At 74.7% G+C, this 26,514-nt stretch carries 17 protein-coding genes and 1 tRNA gene; 7 read left to right on the forward strand and 11 right to left on the reverse strand.

The window, feature by feature from the left end; all coding sequences use genetic code 11:
- Positions 1-2: 2 nt before the first annotated feature.
- Positions 3-1,178, forward strand: coding sequence for a vWA domain-containing protein (locus tag ACRB68_RS37190; protein ID WP_153541195.1), 1,176 nt, complete (start codon positions 3-5; stop codon positions 1,176-1,178).
- On the opposite strand, the gene ACRB68_RS37195 is transcribed toward ACRB68_RS37190, so the two are convergent.
- From ACRB68_RS37195 to ACRB68_RS37215, 6 genes are all read right to left on the reverse strand, one after another.
- Positions 1,171-3,117 carry a hypothetical protein gene (locus ACRB68_RS37195; RefSeq protein ID WP_207709969.1) on the reverse strand — a complete coding sequence of 649 codons (1,947 nt, stop codon included), beginning with the start codon at positions 3,115-3,117 and terminating at the stop codon, positions 1,171-1,173. The genes ACRB68_RS37190 and ACRB68_RS37195 overlap by 8 nt on opposite strands.
- Positions 3,114-4,265: a VWA domain-containing protein gene (locus tag ACRB68_RS40735; RefSeq protein WP_207709970.1), complete on the reverse strand. Its 1,152-nt coding sequence runs from the start codon at positions 4,263-4,265 to the stop codon at positions 3,114-3,116. The genes ACRB68_RS37195 and ACRB68_RS40735 overlap by 4 nt, the downstream gene beginning before the upstream one ends.
- Positions 4,262-6,511, reverse strand: coding sequence for a DUF5682 family protein (locus ACRB68_RS40740; RefSeq protein WP_207709971.1), 2,250 nt, complete (start codon positions 6,509-6,511; stop codon positions 4,262-4,264). The genes ACRB68_RS40735 and ACRB68_RS40740 overlap by 4 nt, the downstream gene beginning before the upstream one ends.
- A complete protein-coding gene (locus tag ACRB68_RS37205) occupies positions 6,511-7,614 on the reverse strand; it encodes an ATP-binding protein (RefSeq protein WP_153541197.1) in 1,104 nt (367 codons plus the stop codon). Before ACRB68_RS37205 ends, ACRB68_RS40740 begins: the two co-directional genes overlap by 1 nt.
- A 184-nt stretch (positions 7,615-7,798) precedes the next feature.
- Positions 7,799-11,023, reverse strand: coding sequence for a DUF4132 domain-containing protein (locus ACRB68_RS37210; protein WP_153541199.1), 3,225 nt, complete (start codon positions 11,021-11,023; stop codon positions 7,799-7,801).
- A 6-nt stretch (positions 11,024-11,029) separates the two neighbouring features.
- The gene (locus ACRB68_RS37215) at positions 11,030-14,131 is read right to left on the reverse strand and encodes a DUF4132 domain-containing protein (RefSeq protein ID WP_153541201.1); all 3,102 of its coding nucleotides are present in this window, start codon (positions 14,129-14,131) and stop codon (positions 11,030-11,032) included.
- 218 nt (positions 14,132-14,349) lie between these two features.
- Between ACRB68_RS37215 and ACRB68_RS37220 the strand changes: the two genes are divergently transcribed.
- From ACRB68_RS37220 to ACRB68_RS37230, 3 genes are read left to right on the forward strand one after another with little or no spacing between them, the layout of a single operon-like run.
- A complete protein-coding gene (locus ACRB68_RS37220) occupies positions 14,350-15,633 on the forward strand; it encodes an extracellular solute-binding protein (RefSeq protein ID WP_153541203.1) in 1,284 nt (427 codons plus the stop codon).
- Between the two features lie 9 nt (positions 15,634-15,642).
- The gene (locus ACRB68_RS37225; RefSeq protein ID WP_153541205.1) at positions 15,643-16,518 is read left to right on the forward strand and encodes a carbohydrate ABC transporter permease; all 876 of its coding nucleotides are present in this window, start codon (positions 15,643-15,645) and stop codon (positions 16,516-16,518) included.
- Positions 16,511-17,338, forward strand: coding sequence for a carbohydrate ABC transporter permease (locus tag ACRB68_RS37230; RefSeq protein WP_153541207.1), 828 nt, complete (start codon positions 16,511-16,513; stop codon positions 17,336-17,338). The genes ACRB68_RS37225 and ACRB68_RS37230 overlap by 8 nt, the downstream gene beginning before the upstream one ends.
- Before the next feature lie 17 nt (positions 17,339-17,355).
- Here ACRB68_RS37230 and ACRB68_RS37235 read toward each other — a convergent pair whose 3' ends face one another.
- The 4 genes from ACRB68_RS37235 to ACRB68_RS37250 form a co-directional block, all read right to left on the reverse strand.
- Positions 17,356-18,555 (reverse strand): ABC transporter permease, encoded by a 1,200-nt coding sequence (locus ACRB68_RS37235; protein ID WP_153541209.1) that lies wholly within the window; start codon positions 18,553-18,555, stop codon positions 17,356-17,358.
- Entirely contained in the window at positions 18,552-19,262 is a 711-nt protein-coding gene (locus tag ACRB68_RS37240; RefSeq protein WP_153541211.1) for an ABC transporter ATP-binding protein, read from the reverse strand. Before ACRB68_RS37240 ends, ACRB68_RS37235 begins: the two co-directional genes overlap by 4 nt.
- Positions 19,259-20,395: a peptidoglycan-binding protein gene (locus tag ACRB68_RS37245; protein ID WP_153541213.1), complete on the reverse strand. Its 1,137-nt coding sequence runs from the start codon at positions 20,393-20,395 to the stop codon at positions 19,259-19,261. The genes ACRB68_RS37240 and ACRB68_RS37245 overlap by 4 nt, the downstream gene beginning before the upstream one ends.
- Before the next feature lie 75 nt (positions 20,396-20,470).
- Positions 20,471-21,058, reverse strand: coding sequence for a hypothetical protein (locus ACRB68_RS37250; protein ID WP_153541215.1), 588 nt, complete (start codon positions 21,056-21,058; stop codon positions 20,471-20,473).
- 176 nt (positions 21,059-21,234) lie between these two features.
- Here ACRB68_RS37250 and ACRB68_RS37255 point away from each other — a divergent pair, with 176 nt between their 5' ends.
- The 3 genes from ACRB68_RS37255 (at position 21,235) to ACRB68_RS37265 (ending at position 23,246) form a co-directional block, all read left to right on the forward strand.
- Complete coding sequence (locus ACRB68_RS37255; protein ID WP_328595267.1) at positions 21,235-21,888, forward strand: response regulator transcription factor; 654 nt, start codon at positions 21,235-21,237, stop codon at positions 21,886-21,888.
- Between the two features lie 5 nt (positions 21,889-21,893).
- The gene (locus ACRB68_RS37260) at positions 21,894-23,189 is read left to right on the forward strand and encodes a sensor histidine kinase (RefSeq protein ID WP_153541217.1); all 1,296 of its coding nucleotides are present in this window, start codon (positions 21,894-21,896) and stop codon (positions 23,187-23,189) included.
- Positions 23,172-23,246, forward strand: a tRNA-Leu gene (locus ACRB68_RS37265). Before ACRB68_RS37260 ends, ACRB68_RS37265 begins: the two co-directional genes overlap by 18 nt.
- Position 23,247: 1 nt before the next feature.
- Here the strand turns inward: ACRB68_RS37265 and ACRB68_RS37270 are convergent.
- Positions 23,248-26,493 carry a DUF4132 domain-containing protein gene (locus ACRB68_RS37270; protein WP_153541219.1) on the reverse strand — a complete coding sequence of 1,082 codons (3,246 nt, stop codon included), beginning with the start codon at positions 26,491-26,493 and terminating at the stop codon, positions 23,248-23,250.
- Positions 26,494-26,514: the final 21 nt, after the last annotated feature.

Genomic DNA, 26,514 nt, shown 5'->3' on the forward strand with positions numbered 1-26,514 from the left:
CGATGGCCGCGCAGGACCACACGGGGCTGGACCGCACCAAGCTGCTCGCCGCCCGCTACCGCGCCGCGACCGACCGCCCCTACCTGGCGTCGGCGTTGTACTCGCTGTCGATCGTGCCGAGCGAGAGCGTGCCGACGATGGGCGTGGACCGGCACTGGCGCTGCTACGTGTCGCCGGGGTTCGTGGACGCCACGCCCGTCCCCGAGCTGGCCGCGGTGTGGATCCACGAGGTCGCGCACCTGCTGCGCGACCACCACGGCCGGGCCGGGCGGCTGCCGGCCGCCGACCAGCGCGACCGGGCGCGGCTGAACATCGCGCAGGACTGCGAGATCAACGACGACCTGATCGCGGACCGGCTGGCGCTGCCCGCCGGGAGAGTCGTGCCCGGCGACTTCGGACTGCCCGACGGGCTGCTGTTCGAGGCCTACCTGCCCGGCATCCCGCCGCAGCCCTACCGGCACAACTGCGGGTCGGGCGCGCACGGCGTCCTGGAGCCCTGGGAGAAGGGCGGCGCGCCGGGCGTCAGCCCGGTGGAGGCGGACGCGCTGCGCCGCGCGACCGCCGAGGCGATGCGCTCGCACCAGCGCGCCCGGGGCACGCTGCCCGGCGGGTGGCGGCGCTGGGCCGACGAGCTGCTGGAGCCGGTGGTGGACTGGCGGCGGGTGCTGGCGGGCGCGGTCCGCGAGGCCGTCGCGTGGGCGGGCGGCGCGGTCGACTACACCTACCGGCGGCCGTCGCGGCGGTCGGCGGCGCTGCGCGGGGTGGTGCTGCCGAGCCTGCGCCGCCCGCTGCCGCGCGTGGCGATCGTGATCGACACCTCGGGGTCGATGGGCGAGGACGAGCTGGCGGCGGCGCTCGCCGAGGTCACCGGCGTGCTGCGCGAGGTCGGGCTGCGCGGCAACCGGGTGAGCGTGCTGGCCTGCGACGCCGACGTGCAGGCCGTCACGAAGGTCACCTCGGCCGGGCAGGTCGAGCTGGCCGGGGGCGGCGGCACCGACATGCGGGTCGGGATCGCGGCGGCGCTCGCCGCGCCCGAGCGGCCCCAGGTCGTCATCGTGCTCACCGACGGGTACACGCCCTGGCCCGCCGAGCCGGTGACGTGCCGGCTGATCGCCGCGCTCGTCGGCGACGCGCCGCCGGACCCGCCGGCCTGGGTGGAGACCGTCCGGATCACCTGAGTTCGGCCGTGGCGGCGAGGCGGATCCAGGCGTCGGCCCAGCGGCGGACGAGGTCCGCGTCGTCGTCGCCGGTGAGCGCGGTGCCGAACGCGCGGAGCGTCCCGGCGGCGGCGGTGAGGCCGATCGCGGCGAGACCCGCGGCGGCGCGTTCGACGCGGGCGGCGAACCCGGCCGGGACGTGCCGCAGGCCGCGGTGGGCGGCGTCGGCGCAGACCTCCAGGGCCGTGTCGAGGGCGGCGGTGATCGGGTCGGGGATCTCGGGTGCGCCGCCGTCCAGGGCGGCCGAGCCGTCGCCGGGGGCCAGGTCCAGGACCTGGACGCCGCCGCCGGTCAGCACCGCGCACGGGTCGACGAGCACCGTGCCCCGCGAGCGCCGCACGGTGCCGCTGACCAGCCGCGGGCCGGCGCGGAGGGCGTCCGCCAGCAGGTCCAGGGCGCCGGGGGCGAGCGGGTCGTGGCGGGCGGAGACGACGGCGGTGCCGCCGCGCCCGTCGCCGATCCGGGCGGTGAGGAGCTGGCCGCCGGGGTCGTAGCGGACGCCGTGGACCTCGGCGGCCGGCACGACGCGCACCAGCTCGGCGTCCACGCGCGGCCGGACCGGGCGCGGCGGCAGCGCGGCCAGCGACTCCTCCAGTGCCCGCAGGTCGTGGACGAGCACCGGTCCGGGCAGCCGTTCCCAGGAGGCGCCGACCGGGGTGACGGTGGTCTTGGCGATCCGCCCGGCCGCGAGCCGGACGGCGCGGCGGGCGCTGCGCGAGGCGCTCTCGGAGACCACGTTGCCGGTGGCGAGGGCGCGCAGCGTCGCCCCGGAGACGCGGCGCCCGGCCAGCTCGTGCCCGGCCGGCGCCTCGTCCTCGCCGAGCCTCCAGTCGCGGCGCAGCACCAGGACGACGCCGGTGGCGGCGTCGGCGAGCAGGACGCGGGCGGTGCGCAGGCCGGGGCCGCCGGTGACGCGGCAGCCGAGGGCGGTGAGGCGGACGCGGCGCAGCGGCGTCTCGCCCGCCTCGGCGGTGCCGAGCACGGCCGAACGGGGGCTGCCCGCGTCGTGCTGAGCGGCGCGGGAGCGGGCGTGCAGCTCGGCGATCAGTTCGGCGACGGTGCCGGGGTCGTGATGGGCGGCGCGGCCGGTGTAGGCGGTGAGCTGCTCGGTGAGGTCGGCGAGCGCGGCGGCGGGCCAGTGCAGGCCGTGCGCGGTCAGCTCCTTCTCGGCGGTGCGCAGCGCGGCGGTGAGGGCGGGGCCGCTGTGCACGGCGCCGTCCAGCAGCAGCCGGTCCACCAAGTCCAGGGCGCTGGTGAGGCCGTCACCGCCGGCGACCGGGCCGCCGCCGACGTCCAGGGTGACCTCCGGGCCGGTCAGGCCGCGTTCGTCGGCGGCGCGGAACGCCCAGACGGCCAGCACGACCGCCTCGCCGCGGCCGGTCGTCCCGGCGTCGGTGTGGACGTAGCCGAGCTCGCCGGGCACCAGGAACCGGACGGTGCACGCGGCCAGCTCCACCGACGCGGCCGGGTCGGCGGCGGTGGGGCGCCGCACGCGCGCGCCGTACCCGGTGCGCAGGGTGCGGCGGGCGGCGGTGAGCGCGCGGGCGCCGACGACGGCGGCGAGGGCGTCGTCGTCGAAGGCGCCCGGCGACCAGTCCGGTACGGGCTCCGGCTCGGCGGCGGCGGGCTCCTGGCGCTGGTAGGCGAGGACGGCGCCGATGCGGTGGCGGCAGACGCCCGCCGCGCCGCACGTGCAGGTCGCGGCCTCCAGGCCGGCGCCCGCAGGCAGCGTGGCGCGCGCGCCGTCGCCGAACCCCGCGTGCACGGTGCCGTCGCCGTCGCAGGCCAGGTCGGGGATGTTGCCGGCGTCCAGCTCTTTCGCGGCGCGCTTGACCAGGCCGCGGTTGGCGAGGGCGGCCAGGCCGTCGGGGGTGAGGGCGAGCAGGTCCGCGCGGGTCACCGGCCGATCCTCTCGGCGACGAATCCGGCGAGGTGGCCGGGCGTCATCGCGCCGACGTGCGCGCCCGCGCCGGCCAGGCGCCGCCCCATGTCCCGGTCGTAGTCGGGATTGGCGTCCTCGTCGAGCGCGGCGAGCCCGAGGACGTGCACGCCCTGCTCGACCAGCCGCCGCACCTCCCGCACGAGCGTGTGCGGGTCGCCGCCCTCGTAGAAGTCGCTGACGACGGCGACGATCGCGCGGCGCGGGTTGTCGACCAGGGTGCGCGCGTAGCGGACGGCGCGGCCGATGTCGGTGCCGCCGCCGAGCTGCACCTTCATCAGCAGCTCGACCGGGTCGGTGACGTCGGCGGTCAGGTCGACCACGGCGGTGTCGAACGCGACCAGGTGGGTGCGCAGGCCCGGCAGCCCCCACAGGCACGCGGCGGTGACGGCCGAGTGGATCACCGAGGAGAGCATCGAGCCGGACTGGTCGACCAGCAGGATCAGCTGCCAGGGCTCCAGATGCCGCCGGGTGCGCGACACGAAGTGCGGCTTCTCGATGTAGAGGCGCTGCTCGTCGGGCCGGTAGTGCATGAGGTTGGCGCGGATGGTGCCCTTGAAGTCGAAGTCGCGGGCCTGTTTGCGCGGGCTGGGGCGCCGGGAGCGGGTGCCGTGCCAGGACCGGCGGACCTCCACCGACAGGCGCTCGACCAGCTCGCGCACCACCTGCTCCACGATGCGCCGGGCGAGCGCGAGGACCTCGGGGTTCATCAGGTGCTTGGTGCGCAGCACCGCGCGCAGCAGCGCGGCGTCGGGCTCGACGCGGGCGAGCACGGCGGGGTCGGTGACGATGTCGTGGATCTCGTAGCGTTCGACGGCGTCGCGCTCCAGCCGCTCGATGGTCTCCTTGGGGAACAGCCGGTGCACCGCGTCGAGCCAGTCGACGGTGGTGAGCGCGGACGGGCCGTCGCCGCCCTCGCGCGGGCCGCCGCGCTCGGGGGTCCCGGCGCCGCCGCGCCGCACGCCCCGTCCCGTCTGCTCCTCGTCGCGGCTGTAGAGCCAGTCCAGGGCGGCGTCGCGCGCGGCGGACTCGGCGCTGAGGCCGCCGGTGCACGTTTCGGCGGGCGCGCCGAGGATGAGGCGCCAGCGTTCCAGGTCGGGTGTGGTCACAGCAGCCCCTCGGCGGTCAGCAGCCCGGTCACGCGCTCTTCCAGCGCGCGCGCTTCGGCGATGAGCAGCGGGTCGGTTTCGGTGCGCAGCAGCGCGCGCGCCGATCCGGCCAGACCGCGGCGTTCCAGCAGGCCGCGCGCGATCGCCTCGCGCTCGCGGGGCGGGAAGAACGCGAACGCCTGGCGCAGGGCGGGCAGCGCGACCAGGAAGCCCTGCTCGTCCAGGCCGCCGACGAGCTCGTCCAGGACGGCGAGGACGCCGTCCGCCGCCAGGACCTCCTCGCGGGCGAGCGCGAACAGCCCGGCGAGCCAGTCGCCGAGCGTGCCGGGCCCGGCGGCGCCGCGCACCGCGCGCTCGGCGTCGGCGGCGGCGCCGAGCGACCAGCCGAGCCCGAACGCGGCGCCGCGCAGGTCGGGCGGCGCGCCGGGGTTCGCGGCGATGCGGGCGGCGACGGCGAGCGCGTCGGCGCGGTCCACGGTGAGGACGGCCGCGGCGTGCCGCAGCGCGTCGCGGGTCGCGGCCAGCGCGCCCAGCCGGGCCGGGTCGGCGGGGGCCGGTCCGCCGCGCACGCCCTCGGCCAGCCACAGCACGCGGGTGACGCAGCCGTCGATCACCGCGGCGAACAGCGGGCTGCCGGCGGTGCCGAGCAGCCGGTCGTGCCGCCACAGGCCGAGGACGGTGGCGAGCGCCTCGCCGAGGCCGCGCAGGTCGGTCGCGCCCGCGATGCCGCCGGTCAGCGCGCGGGCGATACGGCCGGACAGGCCGGCGCAGCCGCAGCGGGCGGCGTCCAGCAGCACCCGCGCGAGGCCGGCCATGTCGGTACCGGCGGCGGTGAGGCGCTCGGCGAGGACCGCGGCCGCGGCGTCCTCCAGTGTCGCCCCGTACGCGCCCGCCTCGATCAGCGCGGACAGCCGGTCCTGCCGGGTGGACAGCTCCCACCGCTCCTGCGCGTCCTCGGTGCCGGTGTGCTGAACGCCGGGGACGCCGAGCACCCGCAGGCGGTGCAGGGCGCGGCTGCGTTCCAGGTCGGTCGCGCGGGTGAGGCGCAGGGTGCGGGGGCCGTCGCCGTCCAGGCCGAGGCGTTCCAGCTCGGCGATCGCGTCGTGCACGAGCGGCGGGGCGGGCGTGCCGGGGGCGAGGCGTCCGACGCGGTCGCCGCTGAGGGCCGCGACCATCTCGGCGACGACCGGGTGCGCGCCGGGCGCGAGCGGGGCGCGGCGCGCCCACGGCAGCGGCTGGTCCAGGTCCTCGGTGACGAGCGCGGCGACCAGGCCGTCCAGCAGGTCGGCGCGGGCGGGCGCGCGGTGGCCGCGCATCCGGGCCAGGCCCTCGGTGAGGGTGCGGGCGGCGATGAGGTCGGCGGTGGACACCACCTGGCGGCGCGCGCGCAGCCGGGTCGCGACGGACTCGGTGAGCGCGGCGGCGGCCGCGTCCGGGCCGGCCTCCCAAAGCCGCTGGTAGTAGCCGGGCGAAGGCATGCCGGACTGGTAGCCGGTGAAGGAGTCCAGCCGCCGGAAGGAGTAGGGCACCAGATAGCTGCCGCCGGTCGCGCCGTCCGGCGGGACGGGCACCTCGGGCCATTCGACGTCGCCCTTGCTTGCGAGCGCGCGCAGTGCGGGCGTGTGGAAGCCGCCCGTCACCACCACCACGGGCCGGTCCCCCGCGTCGGCCGCCGCCGCGCGGATCCAGCGCGCCATGTACGCCTCGCGGTCGGTGTCGTCCTCGCCCGCCTCGGACTCGCCGCGCAGCAGGTCGAAGTAGGTCGTCAGGCGCTCGGCGACGCCGTCGTCCCCGGCGACCTCGACCAGGTGGTCCCACAGGGTGTCGGTGTTGTCGACGGCGAGCTTCGCGCAGAGGCGCCGCGTTACCTCGGCGTAGCGCTCCTCGGCGTAGCGCTCCTCGGCGTCGGTGTAGCGGTTGCGGCGGCCGGCGAACGCCGGATGCCAGGCGGGCAGGTCGATGAAGTGGACCTGCGCGCCGTGCGCCCGCCCCTCGGTGAGCGCCACCCATTCGGGCGAGTAGTCGCAGAACGGCGTCCAGGAGGCGTGCACGCGCTCGGCGTCCCGGTAATGGCTGAAGATCGCCACCGGCAGGCGGTGGCCGAGCAGCAGCTCCTCCAGCCGGGCGGTGAAGTCGGCGGGCCCCTCCACCAGCACGTGCGCGGGCCGCAGCTCCGCGATCGCCGCCCGCACCAGCCGCGCGCACGCCGGGCTGTGGTGCCGGACGCCGACGAAGGTGACGGCCATCAGCCGGGCAGCCGGTGCCGGGCGGCGTGCAGCGCCCGCCACTGCTCGCCGGGCCGCCGCGGCGCCTGCTGCTCCAGGTAGCGGCGCAGCCGGGCCAGGTCGTCGGGGCTGTCCTTGGCGGCCGTCCCGGCCAGGCACTCCACGATGTCGCCGGCGGTGCCGGGCTCGCCGCGCAGGAACCAGCCGCGGATGCCGACCGCGTGCGCGACCGACACCGCCTCGGCGGTGCTCAGCACCGCCGACGGCCGGTCCATCGCCTGCCCCTCCCCGGTGCGGCCCTCGCGCAGCTCGCGGAAGGTGGTGACCAGCACCTCCAGCACGTCGCGGCGCGGCGGGACGCCGACGCCCGACCGCTCCAGCAGCGCCGCCGCCTCGCGCTCCACCAGCTCCAGCTCGGTGGCGAAGTCGGCGATCGGGAAGACCGTCTCGAAGTTGAAGCGGCGCTTCAGCGCGGCGCTCATCTCGTTGACGCCGCGGTCGCGGGTGTTGGCGGTGGCGATGACGTTGAAGCCGTCGCGCGCGAACACCATCGCGTCCGGGCCGGTCAGCTCGGGCACCGCCAGCACCCGGTCCGACAGCGGCGACAGCAGCGTGTCCTGCACCTCCAGCGGGCAGCGGGTGATCTCCTCGAAGCGCACCACCCGGCCCTCGGCCATCCCGCGCAGCAGCGGCGCCGGCACGAGCGACCGGGTGGAGGGGCCCTCGGCGACCAGCAGGGCGTAGTTCCACGAGTACCTGATCTGGTCCTCGGTGGTGGCGGCGCCGCCCTGGATCGTCAGCGTCGAGTCGCCGCCGACGGCCGCCGCGATCAGCTCCGACAGCAGCGACTTGGCGGTGCCGGGCTCGCCGACGAGCATCAGCCCGCGGCTGGTGGCCAGGGTGACCAGCGCCCGGTCGACCAGCGAGGGATCGCCGACGAACTTGCGGGTGACGCCCCGATCCGGGTCGCCGACGACGAAGCGGCGCGCGGCCTCCAGGCTGAGCGCCCACCCGGGCGGGCGGGGCGCGGTGTCGGCGTCCCGGAGCCGGTCCAGCTCGGCGGCGAACCGGACCTCGGCCGGGGGGCGCTGGACGGTTTCGGTTTCGGCTTCAGCGGGGGGCATCGGTCACTCCGGTCAGGTCGGCGAGGATCTCGCAGGCGGTCACGGGGCCCAGGCCGCCGGGCAGCGGACGGGGGACCCCGAGCTCGCAGCCACCGGCCGGGTACGCGCGGGTTCCGGGAGGATGGGGGCGCCGCCGCGCCGGGAGATCACCGTGGGGGCGTTCATGATCCCAGAACGTAGATGTTCACTCTGACAAAAGGCCCTCGAGGTCGATGAGCAGCTCGCAGGCCGTCAGCGCGTCCAGCTCGCCGAACCGGTGCGGGCCCTCCTCGGGGCGGAAGTAGCCGCCGTACCGGGCGGTGATCCACACGTCGTCGAGGCGCTGCTCGTCGAACTCGTACGGGGAGCCGACCTGGATGCCCGGATACAGCCTGACCATGAGGTGCAGGCCGCCGGGCAGCGGGCGGGAGATCCCGTACTCGTAGCCGTTGTCGAGCGCCGGGCCGCGCTCCCAGCCGCGCTTGACCAGGCCGAGCACCTTGCCCGCCGGGGCGCTGACCCCTTCGAACCTGGTCAGACGCCAGGCCGCGCGCTCTTCTGTGGTGAAGGCGAGGACGGGCCGGGCGAGCTGCGGGAACGGCTGGGAGATCTCGTAGTCCTCGAACAGCTCGGCCCAGCGGGCGATGGCGCCGTCCAGGTGGACGGGGTGCGCGACACGGACGCGGGCGCCGTCCGGCGGCGTGTAGGCGTCGTCCGCGACGTCGGCGAAGGAGCCGTCCTCGGCGATGCGGAAGGCGGTGCCGTCGTCGGCCAGCCAGACCAGGCGGTGCGCGATGTGCCGCATCAGGGGGTGGCCGGCGAAGAACCGCCGGAAGTCCGGGACCGCCCAGCGGCGGCCGTCGACCATGGCCTGTTCCAGGCGCCGCATCTGGATCGATGCGATGGCGCGGACGTCCTTTTTGAGCTGGGTGAAGCGCTGGTAGGCGGCGGGCGCGAGATCGGGGTCGTCCTTGGCGCCCGGCTTGGGAAGCGCCTTGCGGAGCTTGCCGGACTCGTCCCGGACAAAGGGCCTGAGCTGCTCGTCGAACCCGACCGTGAAGCGACGCGGACCATAGTCCAGCACCAGGCCGTCCAGCCCGAAGTCGGGAACGAGCCGGTCGGCCAACTCCTCCCCGCTGAGGCCGAGCTTCTCCGCGATGCTCCCCATCTGCGCCTGGGCGTGCTCGCGCAGACCCCTGAACTTCACCTTCTCGGCGATGGCGTGCAATTCCATCAGCGCCGCGTCGGTGCCGATGGCGGACAGCGCGCCGACGCCCTTGACGGCCTTGTGGTGGCCGTTCTCGCCCGGCCAGGCCCGGATGATCGGACTGAGGCGGCGCGCCACGTCGTCGTCGCCGGTCAGGCCGAGCGACGTCAGCGCCCAGGCGTCGCCGCTCGGCTCGCCATTCGCCTGCCAGAGGCGGAACAGCGCCCAGCCGAACCGGGCGAGCGAGGCGGGGTCGAGCGCCGGGCGGACCCGCTCGAACACCTCTCCCTCCATGGCCAGGAGCGTCAGCAGGTTGCGGACGGCCGTGTCCGGCAGGGCGCGTTCCCTGCCGCGCAGCAGCACCGGCGGGAGGGCGGCGGGATCGGCCCACGCGCCGACCTCGGGAATCTCGTCGGGGACGAATTCAGCGGTGTTCTCGGCGAGCATCGCAGCAATGCCGTCCGCGGCCTGGTCGCCGTAGGGGCGGACGGCGGCGATGACGGTGTCCGCGCCGATCTCACCGGCCAGGAAGAGCAGGGCCTTCTCGGCGAGGGTGCGGCGGGGGCTGGGCGAGGCGAACGCGTTCGGCAACAGCGGCGGCACGGCGTCCGCCCCGTGCCGGCGCAGCCAGGCGATCGCCGCGTGCCGCTCCGCCCCGTTGCGCGGCAGGTTCTTGGCCATGAAGGCGGCGATCTTGGGGCTGCGGAACGGCACCAGCAGATCGGCGTAGCGGTAGGGGCGGTCGGTCGCCAGGGGCAGCACGTTCGGGAGCAGGTCGGTCTCGAACCGGCCGAGCAGCACCTTCAGCACCGCGGGCGAGCAGTTGTACTCCAGCTTCCACTTCGCCAGCAGGGGCCGCAGCAACTCGTCCGGGCCGAGCACGAGCAGGCTCTGGAGCTTCTCGTAAGTGAGCTTGTTGTCCTGGCGGGCGGCGAGCAGGCCGTGCCAGTAGGCGGTGGGCTCCGTCGCGCGCAGGCCTTCCGTCGAGCCGGTGACGGTGTCGCGGGCGGGCGGGAGCTCCTCCCCCCGCGCCATCGCCTCGCTGTAGGGGCAGGGGGTCTCCAGCCAGGCGCGGCGCTCGCCCGGCTCCCAGGCGACGACCGGTTCGGCGGGGGCCTTCACCTTGAGCACGACCGGTTCGGGCCGCTCCCCCAGCCACGGCGGGGCGGCGAGCAGGGGCGGCAGCTCGTCCGGCGCGGCCTCGGGGACGTGCGGCTCGGCCGCACGGATCCGCTCGACGACGGGGCGCACCTCCTCGGGCAGCGTCTCGGCGGTGATCTCGGGGTGGCGCCGCAGGTGCGTGGCGAGCAGGACGTGGTCGGTGCCGCGGGCGAGCGCCCGGGCCGCGTGGACGGGGAAGCGCTCCATCGCCTCCAGCAGCGCCGCTTGGACGTGCTTGTGGCCGGAGTGCCTCACCAGGAGCCGCAGCGCCTCGTCGTCGGGCAGCGAGGCGAGGCCCTCGGCGGCCTCGGCGCGCCGGTCCTCGATCGCCAGCGCCTCCGCGAGCCACGGCACGGCGGCGGCGCCGAGGCCGTCGATCATGGTGGGGACGAGGGACCAGACCGGGTCGTGCCAGGTCCGCCGGGCGGGCCGGGCCCGGTCGCCGAGCTGTTCCAGCTGCCCGGCGGCGCCGAGGGAGCAGAGCAGCGCCCAGCGGGACCAGCCCGAGACCGGAAGAGAGCAGCAGGCGTCCACCCAGGCACGCTCGCCCGGCACCAGGAACGCCGAGGTGACGTCGTTCATCGGGGCGCCGCGGAGCCCGGCCAGCTGCTCGACGGCCTCCCGGTACTCCGTCTCGTCCGCGCCCGCCAGGATCATGCGGACGCGGATCAGCGCGATCTGCTTCGGCGCCCCCGGGTTCTCCAGGCCCCGGGCGCGTCCGAGGCGGGCACCGGCGATGACGGCGTTCATCTCGGTGGCCGCGCACGCGGTGAACGCGAGGTCGTGCGCGGCGATCCAGCCGTCCACCAGCGCCGGCGCGGCGTTCTCGTGCCGGGACAGCGCGATCGCGCCGGCCACGCCCGCGCCGAGCGGGGCGGGCTCGCCGTCCAGATACGAGCGCGCCGCCGCGACGAGTTCCGGGTCGGAGTCGGAGAGCGCGAGCTTGCCCTCGATGCCGGGATCGCTCAGCAGCTCCTTGAGCGCGGCACCGGCGTCCGGGACGGGTTCGGCGGCCGGAGCGGGCGCGCCGCCGCGCCGGGGGATCAGCGGGGGGACGTTCATGCGCCCTCACCGTAGAGGATCTTCACCGGCCAGCGCGGCGACATCGGCGATCAGCTCGGACAGCGCGACCGGGCCGGGGCTCCCGAGGACCGTGACGCCGATCCGGTGCTCGGCGTCCGCATCCCGCGCGCCGATCGGGTAACCGGGGTCCACGCCGATCACGGCGCGGGTGCCGCCGGGCAGGTCGCGGACCATCTCGGAGACGATCCCGGCGTCCTGCGGATCGCCATGCCGCCAGCCGCGCCGGGTGAGGCCGAGCAGCCGGCCGAACGGGACGGGCCGGACCGTGAACCCGGCCAGGCGCTCGTACACGTCCTCGTCCTCGCCGAGGGCGAAGACGGGGCGGCCGAGCTGCGGGAAGGGCTGGAGGATCTCGTAGTCGGCGAACAGCTGGGTCCAGGCGGGGACGTCCAGGTGCAGCGGGTGCGCCACGGCGACCGTGGCTGCCTCCGGCAGCGTGAACAGGTCGTCGTGGACGTCGGCGAGAGTGCCGTCCTCGGCGACGCGGAACGCCGTGCCGTCATCGGTGATCCAGACCAGCCGGCGAGCGAGATTCCGCATCAGCGGGTGCTCGACCAGGAAGCGGCGGAAATCGGCCGCCGTCCAGCGCCGCTCCTTGACCATGGCGGTCTCCAGGCGCCGGATCTGGTCGGCGGCGACACCGCGCACGTCCTTCTTGAGCGCGGTGAAGCGCTGGAGGGCGGCGGAAGCGAGGTCGGGGTCGTCCTTGGCGCCCGGCTTGGGCAGCACCTTGCGGAGCTTGCCGGCCTCGTCCCGGACGTAGGGCCTGAGCTGCTCGTCGAACCCGACGGTGAAGCGGCGGGGGCCGTAGTCCAGCACCAGGCCGTCCAGGCCGAAATCGGGGACGAGGCGGTCGGCCAGTTCGTCCGGGGTGAGCTCGAGGTCCGCCGCGATCTGGTCGATCATCACCCCCGCGTGGTCCCGCAGCGCACGGAACCGCGTCTTCTGAAAGACGCGGTGCAGGTGCGCCAGCGCGAACTCGGTGCCGATCTCGGCGAGCACCTCCAGGCCGGTGACCGCGGCGCGGTGCCGGCCCTCCCCCGGCCACGCCATGATCAGCGGGGTGAGGCGGCGGACGGTGCCGTCGTCGCCGAGCACGCCGAGGCCGGTCAGCGCCCAGCCGTCGCGGGTCGGCGCGCCGGCGGCCCGCCAGCGCTCGAAGGCCGCCCAGCCGAACTCGGCCAACGAGGCCGGATCGCACACCTCACGGACGATGCCGAGCCCCGCGTACCGTTCGCCGGGTGCGGAGAAGGCCAGCATCGTCAGCACATGCCCGGCCGCCTCGGCCGGGAGCGTTCCGCCCGTGCGCAGCCGCACCCGCGGCAGGAGGGCCGGATCGGCCCAGTCGCCGATCTTCGGGATGCGGGCCGGGAGCCGTTCGAGCGGGTCGGCCGTCAGCAGACCGGCGATCGCGGCGGCGGCCTCGTCGCCGTACTCCCGGGCGGCTTCGACAACGCCGCCCGGGCCGTGCCGTTCGGCGATGCGCAACAGCGCGTCCTCGGCCGGACGATCGGCCCGGCCCAGCACGACGGGGACCAGCAGCCGCGCCGCCGCGAGGCCGTGCCGGTCCAGCCAGGCCGCGGCGATCTTGCGGGCCGGCTTCCGCCGCCCCGCCCATCCCGCCATGAGCGCGGCGACCCTGGCGTCCAGGAACGGCAGCAGCGCCTTGACACCGCTGGCGGGACGGTCTTCGGCGACGTACAGGAGCAGCGGCAGGACGTCGAGCCCGAACCGGGCGGCCAGCTGCTCGGCATGCCGGAGCACGACCTCGGTGTTGCGCGGAGTCCAGATGGCCAGCAGGGGGCGGACGACCTCCAAAGGCGCGTGCAGGAGGATGACGACCGCATCCCAGTCGCCGATCCGGCCGGACCTGAACCGCTGCAGGACGTCCTCTCCGAGCTGCAGATACCGCTCGTCGAGCAGCCAGCGCTCCCGCTCCCCCGGCGCCCACACCACCGCCCGCTCGGCGCTGGGCACCAGCCCCTCGATGACGACGCGTTCACGCGGGACACGCCTGCGCGTCCAGGGCGGACGGACGAGGACCTCCGGCAGCCTCCCGGCCTGCTCCCGCACCTCCTCCTTGCGTTCCAGTTCCGCCGCGAGCCCGCTCCCCGCCGCCGACAGCATCCGGTGCGCCCGCTTCGGGAAGCGTCTCATCGCGGCCATCAGCGCAGGCCGCACGTGCTTCTCGCCGTCCCTTTCCAGCAGCGCGCCGAAGGCCTCGTCGGACGGGAGCACCGCGAGCACGTCGAGGAGCCGCTTGCGGTCATCGCTCCGCTGGTAGGTGCCGAGCCCGTCCACCAGCAACGGCACGAGCGCCGTCCCGACGCCTTCCATCGCGCTGGCAAGGATGCCGAGATCGTCCTCGCCCCAGCCCGCCCCGGAAAAGGCCGGCAGCTGCCGGGGTGAGCCGACCGAACAGAACAGCATCCATCGGAGGACGCGGTGGTCGCCCGGCAGTTCCGCCAGGCAGTCGTCCAGCCAGTCCTGACGGGCGGGCACCAGATGGCAGGTGAGGACCCGCTGGAGGAGGGTGCCCCGCTTCCCGGAGAGGGCCTGCACCGCCTCGTCGTACTCGGCGTCGTCTGCGGCTGCCAGCAGGGCGCGGACACGGCGCAGCGCCGACCGCGCCAACCAGCAGGTGGCGAAGTCGTCGCCGGGGACCCGGTAGCGGATCCAGTACCCCTCCTCCTCTGCCGAGTATCCCCACTGGTAGACCGGCCGGCCCAGCTCCGCCAGCGCGCACGCTGCGAAGGGCAGCCCGTGCTCGGCGTGCCAGGTGTCCGCGAACCGGTCGAAGGCGCCCTCGCGCAAGTACAGCTCGCGCATCAGGATCTGCGCGACCGCCGCCGCGCCGAGCGGGTCGGCGTCCCCGGCGAGATAGCGGCGGATCGCCGCCGCCACCTCGGGTTCGCTCCGCGGATGGCCGAGGATCCTCTCGATCCGCTCCCGCCGCCTGGCCACGTCGGCCCGCACGCTCTCGACCGCCGACGCGTCGACCCGCACCGCCGGGACCGGGACGCCGCCTCGCCGCGCGTACAGGAGGCGCCGCCATGCTTTCGGGATGACCAAGGAGTCCTCGTCCATGTCGCCTCACGCTACGAGAGGGGTACGACAGGGCATGTGAAGATCACATGAAGGGATTCTTGACGGTGTCCCGGGCTCCGGAGATAGTGATCTTGTGCCGAGCACCCCCTTGCTGACCTGCCGCCGCAGCATCGACCTCATGCGCGTCGCGAGCAGTGCCTGTCGCCGCGTCCGCTGACCGACGCCCTCCCCCCTCCGCGACGCAAGGAAAACAACAGATGAAGAACAGGGTCCTCAAGCCGGTCGCCGCCCTCTCCGCGCTGCTGCTCGCCGCGGCGTGCGGCTCGTCGGGCAAGGACGACGGCGACGGCAAGCCCGGCCCGGCCACGTTCACCTACTGGACCACGAGCTGGACCCCCGAGCAGATCAGCAAGATCGACGCCGCGTTCGACGCCGCGCACCCCGGCCTGCACGCCAAGGGCCAGTTCATCGCCAGCTCCGACCAGTACCTGCCGAAGGTCATCTCGGCGATCAAGGGCGGCACGCACCCGACCGTGCTGCTCACCCAGAACGCCTCGGACCTGCCGGAGATCGCGCAGAGCGGCAAGCTGATCCCGCTGGACGGCAGGCTCACCGCGCAGACCAACGCGCTGTACCCCGGCATCAAGAGCTCGCTGTTCTACAAGGGCAGGCAGCTCGGCTTCGCGCGGGCCGGCGCCGGCGACATCGTGCTGTTCTACAACAAGAAGGACTTCAAGGACGCGGGGATCGCCAGGCCGCCCGCGACGTGGGACGAGCTCGTCGCCGACGCCAAGAAGCTCACCGACCCCGCCAAGAAGCGGTTCGGCTACTACGTGCCGCTCGGCGAGGCCGAGTGGATCTCGTTCGCGTGGGCGCCGCTGCTGCGCGCCCACGGCGGCGAGCTGCTGAACGCCGACGCGACCGCGACCGCGTTCAACGGCCCGCAGGGCGTGAAGGCGCTGCAGACCTGGCTCGACCTGATCAACGCCAAGGCGGCGCCGACGACGAGCTTCGCGCAGGCGGGCAGCTTCGACGGCGCGCCCGCGTTCGCCAGCCGCACCGTCTCGATGATCGCCGACGGGCAGTGGGCGGTGCCCGCCTTCAAGAAGGCCGGGCTGGACTTCGGCGTCGCGCCGCTGCCGCGCGGCGACGCCGGGCAGTCCACCAGCATCGGCATCGAGGTCGCCGCGCTGCTGAAGACCGGCAAGGCGCAGGAGGCGGCGGGCCTGGAGTTCATCAAGTTCCTGGCCACCCCCGAGCAGGGCGCGCACCTGGCGGCCGACTCGGGGGGCCTGCCCTCGGACCCGGCGCAGCTCCAGCAGCCCGAGCTGAAGAAGCACATCGCCGGCGACCCCTACTACCAGGCCTTCGCCGACAGCCTCGCCTTCGGGAAGGCGCGGCCGCTCACGCCCGCCTACAACGCGGTGTCCGAGGCGCTCTGGACCGAGATCAGCAAGGCGGTGAAGGGGCAGCAGACCGCGCAGCAGGCCCTCGCCAACGCGCAGAAGAAGGGCGACCAGGCCCTCAAGGACCAGGGCTGACCGGCGCCGATGCGCTCCCGCCGCCGCACCTCGGCGCTGCCCTACCTGTTCGTCGCGCCCACGGTCGGGCTCACCGTGGCGTTCTCGCTGGTCCCCCTCGGCATGCTCGGCTACCGCAGCCTGCAGCACGGCGGGGTCTTCGGGAACTCGCTGCGGTTCGTGGGCCTGCGCAACTACCGGGAGATGCTCGCCGAGGGCGGCGGTCACGCGCTGCGCGTCACCGCCGTCTACACGACCGGGTTCGTCGTGCTGACGATGCTGGCCGGGATCACGGTGGCGCTGCTGCTGAACAGCCGCACGCCGGGCGTGCGGCGGCTGCGGGCGCCGTTCATCGTCCCGCTGGTGGTGCCGGCGGTGGCGACCGCGCTGATCTGGGGCAACCTGTTCGCGCCCCGGTTCGGGCTGGTCAACCGGCTGCTGTCGGCGGCGGGGCTGCCCGAGGCCGACTTCCTGTCGGCGCCGGGCCCGGCGCTGGCGATGGTGGTGCTGTTCGGCACCTGGCAGTTCTTCGGGCAGAACGTGATCTTGTACCTGGCGGCGCTGAAGGCGCTGCCGGTCGACGTCGTCGAGGCGGCCGCGGTGGACGGCGCGGGCGCCTGGGCCCGGTTCCGGCACGTGCAGTGGCCGATGCTGCGCCGCAACACGCTGCTGATCCTGGTGGTCACCACGCTGACCGGGCTGCAGACCTTCACCCAGATCTACGTGCTGACCTCCGGCGGCCCGTCGGGCGCGACGCAGACGGCGCTGTACTACGTCTACGACCAGGGGTTCCGCAAGTTCGACACCGGCCGCGCCGACGCGATGGGGATGGTGCTGTTCCTGCTGTCGCTCGCCGTCACGCTGCTGCAGATCGTCATGCTCGGGCGGAGGGAGCGTCATGCCTAGGCTGCTCGCCCGGCGCGCGGCGGTGTACGCGCTGCTCGGCCTCGCGGTGCTGATCGTGGCGTTCCCGCTGGTGTGGCTGGCGGCGACGGCGGTGAAGTCCAACGGGCAGATCGTCGACCCGTCCGCGCCGCTCTGGCCCACCGAGGTGCACTGGCGCAACGTCCCGGACGCCTGGCGGCAGGCGCCGTTCACCCGCTGGTTCGGCAACACCGTGCTGTTCGCGGCCGCCGCGACGATCGGGCAGCTGGCGAGCGGGCTGCTCGCCGGGTACGCGTTCGCGATGTTCGACTTCCCCGGCCGCCGGGTGCTGTTCGTGCTCGCCCTCAGCGGCCTGATGGTGCCGTTCACCGCGATCATCGTGCCGCTCGCGCAGCTGCTCGGCGACCTGCACTGGCTGAACACCTACCAAGGGCTGATCGTGCCGAACATCGCCTCGGGCCTCGGCACGTTCCTGTTCCGGCAGTTCTTCCTCGGCACCCCGCGCCAGCTCGGCGAGGCCGCCCGCATCGACGGCGCGGGCGAGTGGCGCATCTTCTGGCGGGTGTACGCGCCGCTCGCCCGGCCCGCCGTCGCGGCGCTCGGCATCATCTTGTTCCTGCAGAACTGGAACAACTTCCTGTATCCCCTCATCGTCACCGACACCACGAGCATGCAGGTGGTGTCGCAGGGCCTGTCGGTGTTCCAGGCGCAGATGACGCAGGCCGCGCAGTACAACCTGATCATGGCGGCGTCGCTCATCACGGTCGTCCCGGTGCTGCTGGTCGCGGTGGCCGCGCAGCGCCACATCGTCGAGGGCATCACCCTCGGCGCGGTGGACTGACGCTCACCCAGGTCCGCTCACACGGTGCGCAGCGCCTCGGTCGGCTGCATGCGGGCGGCGCGCAGCGCGGGCAGCAGCCCGGCGATCCCGCCGATCGCCAGGGCCGAGCCGGCGCCGCCCGCCCACGCCTCGGGCGGGATGACCACCTCCCAGCCCTTGAGCGCGTCGTAGCCGACCGTGGCGAGCGCGCCGCAGGCGACGCCGGCCGCGCCGCCGAGCCCGGCGAGCAGGACCGCCTCGGCCAGGAACTGCACCCGGATGTGGCCCCGGGTGGCGCCGAGCGCGCGGCGCAGCCCGATCTCCGAGCGCCGCTCCAGCACCGAGATGATCATGGTGTTGGCGACGCCGACGCCGCCGACCAGCAGCGCGACCGCGCCGAGGCCGAGGAACAGCCCGTTCAGCGCCGACTCGGCGGCGGCGCGGGCGACCAGCGCCGCGGAGGGGTTGCTCACCGCCACCTGCCCGGGGTTGCGCGGGTTGGCGGTCGCGGCGAGCACCGCGTGCACGTCGTCGACCTGGTCGGTCTGCGACCGCACGTAGATCGTGGTCGGGTTGCCGTCGAAGCCGAGGTACCTCTGCGCGGCGGGGAACCCGACCAGCACCGAGGAGTCGATCTCGGGGGCGAGCGTGGCGGGGCCGAGGATGCCGGCGACGTAGAACCACCGCCCGCCGAGCCAGATCCGCTGCCCGGCGAAGACGCGGTCGAAGCCGAGGCGCTGGGCGGCGCCCGCGCCGAGCACGGCGACCGGCTGAGTGGCGGTCGCGGCGTTGAGGTAGCGGCCCCGCGCCACCGAGGTGCGCACCACCTCGGGCAGCTTCAGGGTGGCGGCGCGGACGCTGAGGGCGTTGGTGTTGACGGCCGGGATGAGCGGGGTGCGGTACACCTTGGCCTTCAGCGCGGCGACGCTCTCCACCTGCTGCACCGGCCCGATCCGGGAGATCATCCCGGGCGCGGTCTTCGGCAGCGCCACGTCCTTGCCCGTCATGTCCTGCCCGGTGCTGACCGTGAGCAGGTTGGTGCCGAGCCTGTCGATCTGGGCGAGCAGCCCGGCCTGGGACGACGCCGACAGGCCGAGCACCGCGACGATGGACGCCACCCCGATGGCGATGCCGAGGGCCGACAGGGCGGCGCGCATCCGCCGGGTGCGCAGCCCGACGCTCGCGGTCCGCGCCAGGTCGCCCGGCTGCAGGCGGCGCGGGGTGAAGGTGGTCGTCATGGCTCGTGCCTTTCGCCGGGCCGGCGGACGTCGGCGACGACGCGGCCGTCCAGGACCTCGATGCGCCGCGGCAGCCGGGCCGCCAGCTCCTTGTCGTGGGTGATGACGACGATGGTCGCGCCGCCGGCGTTCAGCTCCCGGATCAGCTCGACGATCGCGGCGCTGTTGACGCTGTCGAGGTTGCCGGTCGGCTCGTCGGCCAGCACGATCGCGGGCCGGCCGACCAGGGCGCGGGCGATCGCGACGCGCTGCCGCTCGCCGCCCGACAGCCTGGAGGGCAGGAACCGCGCGCGGTGCGCCAGGCCGACGCGCTCCAGCGCCTCGGCGGCCAGCGCGCGGCGGCGGGCGCGCGGCACCCCGGCGTACAGCAGCCCGTCGGCGACGTTCTCCAGCGCGCTGGTGTGGTCGGCGAGGAAGAACTGCTGGAACACGAAGCCGATCTCGGTGGCGCGCAGCGCGGCCAGCTCCCGGTCGCCCATCCGCGCGGCGTCGGTGCCGGCGACGCGGACCACGCCGGAGGTCGGCCGGTCCAGCGTGCCCATGACGTGCAGCAGCGTGGACTTTCCCGAGCCGGACGGCCCGGCGATCGCGACGAGCTCGCCCCGCTCGACGGTGAAGCTGACGTCGTCGAGCGCCACCACCGGCTCCGCGCCGGGGTAGCGCCGGCCGACCGCGTCGAGCTGCAGGACCGGGTCCGTGCCGCTCATGAGGCCGGCACCACGACGCGCAGGCCCGCGGACACGCCGGGCCCGGTGACCTGGACGGTGCCGGCGGTGTCGTCGAACAGCCCGAGCGTCACCGGCACGAGGCGGCGGGCGCCGCTCCCGTCGGCGACCTCCAGGCCGTAGCCGCCGTTCAGCAGCGCGAGCAGCGCGTTCACCGGCACCGCGAGCGCGTCGTCGACGCTCTCGGTGACGATGGACACCTGGACCGGCGCCTGGTCCAGGGCGCCGGCCGCCTTCCGGCCGGCGGGGGTGATGGCGGCGTCGACGGTGGCGCCGCCGCTGGAGTTCTTCTTGGCGACGGTGCCGACCGAGGAGACGGTGCCCGGCACGGTCTTCAGGTTCGGCAGGGTGATCGTCACCTTGTCGCCCGCCTTCACCTGGGACTGCAGGGACGCGTCGAGCGCCACGTTCACCTGCCGGGTCCGGGAACCGGCCTCCAGCACCGTGTTCCCGGCGGCGGCGGGCGCGCCGGCGGTGACGCCGACGCTGGTGACGCGGATCTTGTCGTCGGGCAGGAACACCGCCTGGTCCTTGGCGAGCACGCCGTTCTCCTTGATGTCCAGATCGTCCTGGAGTTTCTTCAGGGCCTCCCGGGTCGCCCAGCTGAAGTAGGAGGAGCGGGGGTTCAGGCCGCTGTCGCCGCCGTAGCCCATGTCGACCAGGGCGGCGTTCAGCTGCCGCACGTCGGCGCCCTCCATGCCGAGCCTGAGATCGCGGTAGAGCGGGGTGGCGGAGCCTCGCAGGAAGATGACGGGCCTGCCGTCGACGCGGTACAGCACCGCGCCCTGGGCGATGATCTCCCCGGCCTTCGGCAGCCTGGTGTACATCCCGGCGGCCTGGTTGACGACCTTGTAGCCGCCCCGGTAGCCGAGGGTGCCGCTGACCGAGGTGCGGGCCGACAGCCGGCCCTGGGTGACCGTCGCCAGGCCGGTCTGCGCGGCGCCGCCGGGGCTCGCCGGCGCCTCGTCGTCCAGTAAGGCGTAACCGGTGGCACCGCCGATCACCATGACCGTCCCGACGATGAGCGCGGCCCGGCGGCGGCGGCCGCGGCGCGGGCCGCCCGGGCCACCGGCCTCGCCGGTACCGCTCTGCAGCGGCGCGGGGAGGGCGTTCACACCGCACCACCATCCGCAGGAAACGGCCTATGGCGGGAACCGATCTCCATGTGTCGCTCTCTTCTCATGGCGTGATCAGCCGCCGCTCTGCTGGGGCGGGCCGCTCTTGACGGGCTTGCCGCCGCCCATGACCTTCTGGCACTCCTTGTCGGCGGCCTTGAACACCGGGCCCGCCGGGTCCACGCCGAGCTTGTCGCCGTCGATGTCGATGCCGCCCTCGGCGTTGGGGTCCGGGAACTTCGGCACGCCGTGCGTGCGCATGCACTGGGTGTACTTCACGCCGTCGGCGCGGTCCTTGGCGCTGCCCTGCTGCCCCGAGGACACCGCCGGCATCAGGCTCTTGCACGCCTGGTCGGCGGCCTTGAACTGCGGTGAGTCCTGGTGCACGGCCTTGCCGTCGACGGTGAGGCCGCCGTTGGCGTCGGGGTCGGGGAACGCGGTGACGCCCTTCTCGCGCATGCACTTGGCGTAGGCGAGCGCGGCGTTGCGCACCTCGGCCTGGTTCTTCGGCAGGTGCGCGTTCTGCGACGCCGGCGCGTCGCCGGACGGCCCGACGTTGGCCACGCCCTTCTTCGCGCCGTCCCCGCCGCAGGCTCCCGCCAGCAGGGTGACGGCCGTCAGCGCCACGGCCAGGCGGCCCAGCGGGCCTGTGGTGACGTTCATGTCTTGCTCCGTCCATCGTGGGTTCGCCTTGTGCTGACCGTTTCTACGGACCGCCCGGTTTCGGCGCGGTATCGCTCCGCCCGCGCCGGCGGCGAAACCACGCCGAAACCCCCGCCGGGGCACCATGGGCGTGGGCGGGCAGGCCGCCCGGCCGGATCGACCGGGAGGAAGCGCCAGTGCGGGTGCTCGTGATCGAAGACGACGTGGAGCTGGCCCAGGCGGTCGCCGTCGGCCTCCGCCGCACGTGGATGGCCGTGGACGTGGCGTTCGACGGCGCGTCCGGCCTGGAGCGGGCGCTGGTCAACGACTACGACGTGATCGTCTTGGACCGGGACCTGCCGGGGCTGCACGGCGACGAGGTCTGCGCCCGCCTGGTCGCCGCGCGGTGCCGGGGCCGGGTGCTGATGCTGACCGCCGCCGCGACCACCGAGGACCTGGTGGACGGGCTCGGCATCGGTGCCGACGACTACCTGCCGAAGCCGTTCGACTTCCCGGTGCTGACCGCCCGGATCGGCGCGCTCGCCCGCCGCGCCCACCCGGCGGTGCCGCCGGTGCTGCGGCACGGCGACCTCGTCGTCGACACCGCGCGCCGGCGGGCGCTGCGCGGCACGCGGCGGCTGGAGCTGGCGCCGAAGGAGTTCGGGGTGCTGGAGCTGCTGCTCGCCGCCGCGGGGCGCACGGTGCCGGCCGAGGAGCTGCTGGAGCGGGTGTGGGACGAGGCCACCGACCCCTTCACCCAGGCGGTGAAGGTCACCGTCAGCCGGCTGCGGGCCAAGCTCGGCGATCCGCCGGTCATCGAGACCGTCGCCAAGTCCGGCTACCGGATCTGAGCCCCATGGCCAACAGACTCCCGCGCCTGCCGCAGCGCACCGTCCGGTTCCGCCTCACGCTGCTGTACGGCGCGCTGTTCCTGGCCTGCGGCACCGGCCTGCTCGCCATCACCTACGCCCTGGTCAGCCACGCGACGAGCGGCACCTACACCTACCAGGACCAGAACCACGCCTACAGCACCACGACCGGCGCGGACAAGGCGGGCGGCGAGCAGCCGAGCCGCTCCAGCAAGGTGCTGGACGGCGAGGGCCTCGAGCAGCGGACCACCGTCCTCACCCGCGAGCAGGCCGACGCGCAGAGCCGGCTGTTCCGGCGGCAGGCCGACCGCCAGCGCGCGGAGCAGCTGCACCAGCTGCTGGTCCAGTCGGGGTTCGCGCTGGCGATCATGACGGTGATCTCGATCGTGCTCGGCTGGGTCGTGGCCGGCCGGGTGCTGCACCGGCTGCGCACCATCACCGCCGCCGCCCGCGGCATCTCGGCGGCCGACCTGCACGAGCGGCTCGCCCTGGCGGGCCCCGACGACGAGCTGAAGGAGCTCGGCGACACCTTCGACCGGCTGCTGGCCCGGCTGGAGGCGTCCTTCCAGGCGCAGCGGCGGTTCATCGCCAACGCCTCGCACGAGCTGCGCACCCCGCTCGCCCGCCAGCGCACCCTCGCGCAGGTCGCGCTCGCCGACCCGGGGGCGACGGTGGAGTCGCTGCGCGCCGCCCACGAGCGGGTGCTCGCGGCGGGCGCCCAGCAGGAACGGCTGATCGCGGCGCTGCTCGTCCTCGCCCGCGGGCAGTCGGGCCTCGGCCGCCGCGAGCCGTTCGACCTGGCCGGCCTCGCCGGGGAGGTCCTGGCCGCCCGGCGGGCCGAGGCCGCGCGGCTCGGCCTGCGGGTGCGCGCCTCGCTCGCCCCGGCGGACGCGGCGGGCGACGCGCACCTCGCCGAACGCCTCGTCGTCAACCTGGTGGACAACGCGCTGCGGCACAACGCGCCGGACGGCCACCTGGAGGTCGCCACCGGCACCCGGGACGGCCGCGGCTTCCTCACCGTGGCCAACAGTGGCCCGCCGGTGCCCGCGGACGACGTGGACCGGTTGTTCGAACCGTTCGAGCGACTCGGCGCCGACCGTACGAGCGGAGGCGGACTCGGCATCGGGCTGTCGATCGTGCGGGCGGTCGCCGACGCCCACGACGCCGACGTCACCGCCCGGCCCCGGCCGGGCGGCGGGCTGGTGATCAATGTCACCTTCCCCGCACCCGGGGTGCCGGACAGGGACGGTCGATACGATCGTTTAGCCCCCGTAGCCCAATAGGTAGAGGCAAACCCCTTAAAAGGGTTTCTGGTGTCGGTTCGATTCCGATCGGGGGTACTCAGTCCGTCACGCCGGTCAATTCGGCGAGGATCTCCGAGGCCGTCACCGGGTCCAGGTCGCCGAAACGGGCCCCCTCCTCCTCGGCCGGGCCGTAGGGATCGTCACTGGGGCTGATCCGGATCTCCTCCAGGAGCTGTTCGTTCCACTCGTCGGCGTATCCGGCGATGATCCCCGGTTCCAGGGAGACCACGACATAGCGGTCGTCCGAGACGCGGCGGGAGATCCAGCCCTGGACCCCGCCGTCCTGTGGCGCGCCGCGCTCCCAGCCGAGCCGCTCCAGGCCGAGGACCTTGCCGGTCGGCACGGTGATCCCCTCGAACCGGGCCAGCCGGGCGGCGGCGCGCTCGTCCCCGGTGAGGGCGTGCACGGCGCGGCCGAGCTGCGGGAACGGCTGGACGATCTCGTAGTCGGCGAACACCTCGCCCCAGGCGGCCACGTCCAGGTCGAGCGGGTGCGCGATGCCGACCTCGGCGCCTTCGGGGAGGGTGCAGGCGTCGTCGTGCACGTCGGCGAGGGTGCCGTCCTCGGCGACCCGGAACGCGGCGCCGCCGTCGGTGATCCACACCAGCCGCGCCACCGGATGGCGGAGCAAGGGATGGGCGGCGAACAGGTCATGGAACTCCGCCGCGCTCCACCGGCGGCGGCGGACCATCGCCGCCTCCAGCCGGCGGACCTGGTCGGCCGCCACCGTCCGCACGTCCTTCTTCAACGCGGCGAACCGCTGGTGGGCGGCGGGGGCGAGCTCGGGGTCGTCCTTGGCGCCGGGCTTCGGCAGCGCCTTCAGGCGCTTGCCCGACGCGTCCAGCACATAGGGCTTGAGCTGCTCGTCGAACCCGACCGTGAAGCGGCGGGGGCCGTAGTCCAGGACCAGGCCGTCCAGGTCGAAGTCGGGGACGAGCCGGTCGGCGAGCTGGTCGGGGGTGAGGCCGAGCCCTTCGGCGACCTCCTCGATCTTCTCCTGGGCGCGGGTCTTCAGCGCCTTGAACTTCAGCCTCTGGGCGATGCCGTGCAGGTGCAGCAGGGCGATGCCGGTGCCGATGGCGGCGAGCACGTCCAGTCCGGCGACGGCCTTGGTGTGGCCGCCCTCGCCCGGCCAGGCGCGGATGATCGGGGTGAGGCGGCGGACGGTCTCGTCGTCGCCGGTCAGGCCGAGCTGGGTGAGCGCCCAGCCGTCTTTGGCGGGCATGCCCTGCGCCCGCCACCGCTCGAACAGCGCCCACCCGAACTCGGCGAGCGAGCCGGGCGTGCACAGCTCACGGACGACGTCCACGCCCGCATAGGGGCCGGGCATCGCCAGCATGGTGACGACGTGCGCTGCAGCGGCGGCGGGCAGGGCCTCGCCGCCCTCGCGCAGCACCAGGCGCGGCAGGCGGCGGGCGTCGGCCCAGTCGGGCGCCTTGGGGATGCGGGCGGGCAGGACGTCGAGGGGGTCGGTGGCCAGCAGAGTCGCGATCGCATCCGCGGCCTCGTCGCCGTATGCGCGGGCCGCCTCGGTCACGGCGTCCGCGCCGGCCGTGGCGGCGATGTGCTGGAGGGCGGCCTCGGCGGCGCGGCGTTCCTTGCCCGCCTTGCCGAGCGCGGCGGGGACCAGCAGCGGGACGGCGTCCGCGCCGTGCCGGGTGAGCCATTCCTCCGCGAACCGCCGGGCCGACTTCAGGCGGACGAGCCAGTCGGCCATGAGCGCGGCGACCTCGGCGTCCAGATACGGCAGCAGGAGACCGCCGGTGTCCGGCTTGGCCGTGCACAGGTCCAGGACGGTGGCGCGGACATCCAGCTCGAACCGGGCGACGACCGCCCTCGTCCAGCCCTCGGCGCCCCAGCGGAAAGAGATGCGCCAGCTCGGGAGAAGCGGCCGGATGAGCTCCTCCGGCCCCTCGGCCAGCAGAACCGGTTCGTACCCGTAGCCGCGTTCGCTGCTGTTGTTGCGGAGCATCAGCTCCCAGTCGGTGTCGGGTCCGCTCCGCCGCCAGTAATGAGAGAGCGTCGCCGCCCATTCCTCGCGCTCCCCCGCCCCCCACACGATCCGGTGTCCGGCAGGCGCGGTGAGGTCGGGGAGGACGACGGGCTTGCCCTTGCGTGGCCGTGTCCAGGGCGGAGAGACCAGGAGCCCGGGCAGCTCGACCGTCGGCGGCACGTCGTGCTCCGGCGGCTCGGCCACAGCGAGATCGGCCAGCAGTGTGGCGGCGATGACCGCGGCCTCGCCCTTTCCTGCTGCGGCCTCGGGCAGCAGCCGGGCGGCCCGCTGCGGCTGCTCCTTCACCGCCGCCGTCAGCGCCGCCCGGACGTCCTTGTTCCCGCCGCGCTCCAGCAGAGCCCGGAAAGCCTCGTCGGTGTGCAGGAAGGAGAGCGCCTTGGCGAACCGCTTGCGTTCCTCGGCGCGCACGTACTTCCCGTCCATGGTGCGCGTGATGAAAGGCGCGGTGTCCGCGCCGAGCCCTTCCAGCATCGTGGCGAGCACATCGATCTCCCGCTCGCTCCAGCTCCAGGGGGCCCAGCCCCAGAGCCGGTCCGCCTGGCCGGCGGTGGACACCGAGCACCACAGCATCCAGTTCACCGAATTCGGGCGGAACCCGCCGCATTCTTCGGCGATGCACTCCTCCAGCCAGTCCGGCCGGCCGGGCACCAGATAGGACACCGCCGCACGCCGCAGCGGCGAGACCCGGTGCCCGGCGAGGCGGTCCACGACCTGCCGGTACCCGGCCTCGTCCGCGACGGCCAGGGCGGCGCGCAGCACGAGGACGTCCTCTCGCAGCGACCACCAATGATCGATGTGCTCCCCGGCGCCGGGACGGCCGAGCGTCCACGCACGCTCGAAGGGGTCGTCGCACCACCTGTCCCAGCCCACCTGGATCTCGTTCAGCTCCACCGCCGCGCAGGCGGCGAAGGCCAGGCCGCGGGTGAGCGCCCAGGCGCAGGGAAACCGGTCGAGCCGGTCATGCCGGGGCTCCTCCGACAGGGCCTGGATGATCAGTGCGACGGCCGCGGCGCCCACCGGATCGTCCGCGCCGTCCAGATGGGCCCGAACGCCGTCCGCGATGACCCGGTCGTGCGTCCCACCGGCGATGATCTTCTCGATCAGCGGGCGGTGCGCCTCCTCCAGTTCCCGTACCTCGGCGGCCATCTCCTGCGCGCCGGCGGCGGCTATGGCGTCCGGGGCGGGGAGACCGAGCGCCAGGCCGCCGCGCCGGGGGTGCAGCCGCCGCTGCCATGCCTTAGGGAGTACCAGAGAGGAGGGTTCGTCCATGGCGCACCACCGTAGGGCAGA

It is taken from the genome of Actinomadura macrotermitis, from assembly GCF_009604375.1.
GTDB classification, from domain to species: domain Bacteria; phylum Actinomycetota; class Actinomycetes; order Streptosporangiales; family Streptosporangiaceae; genus Spirillospora; species Spirillospora macrotermitis.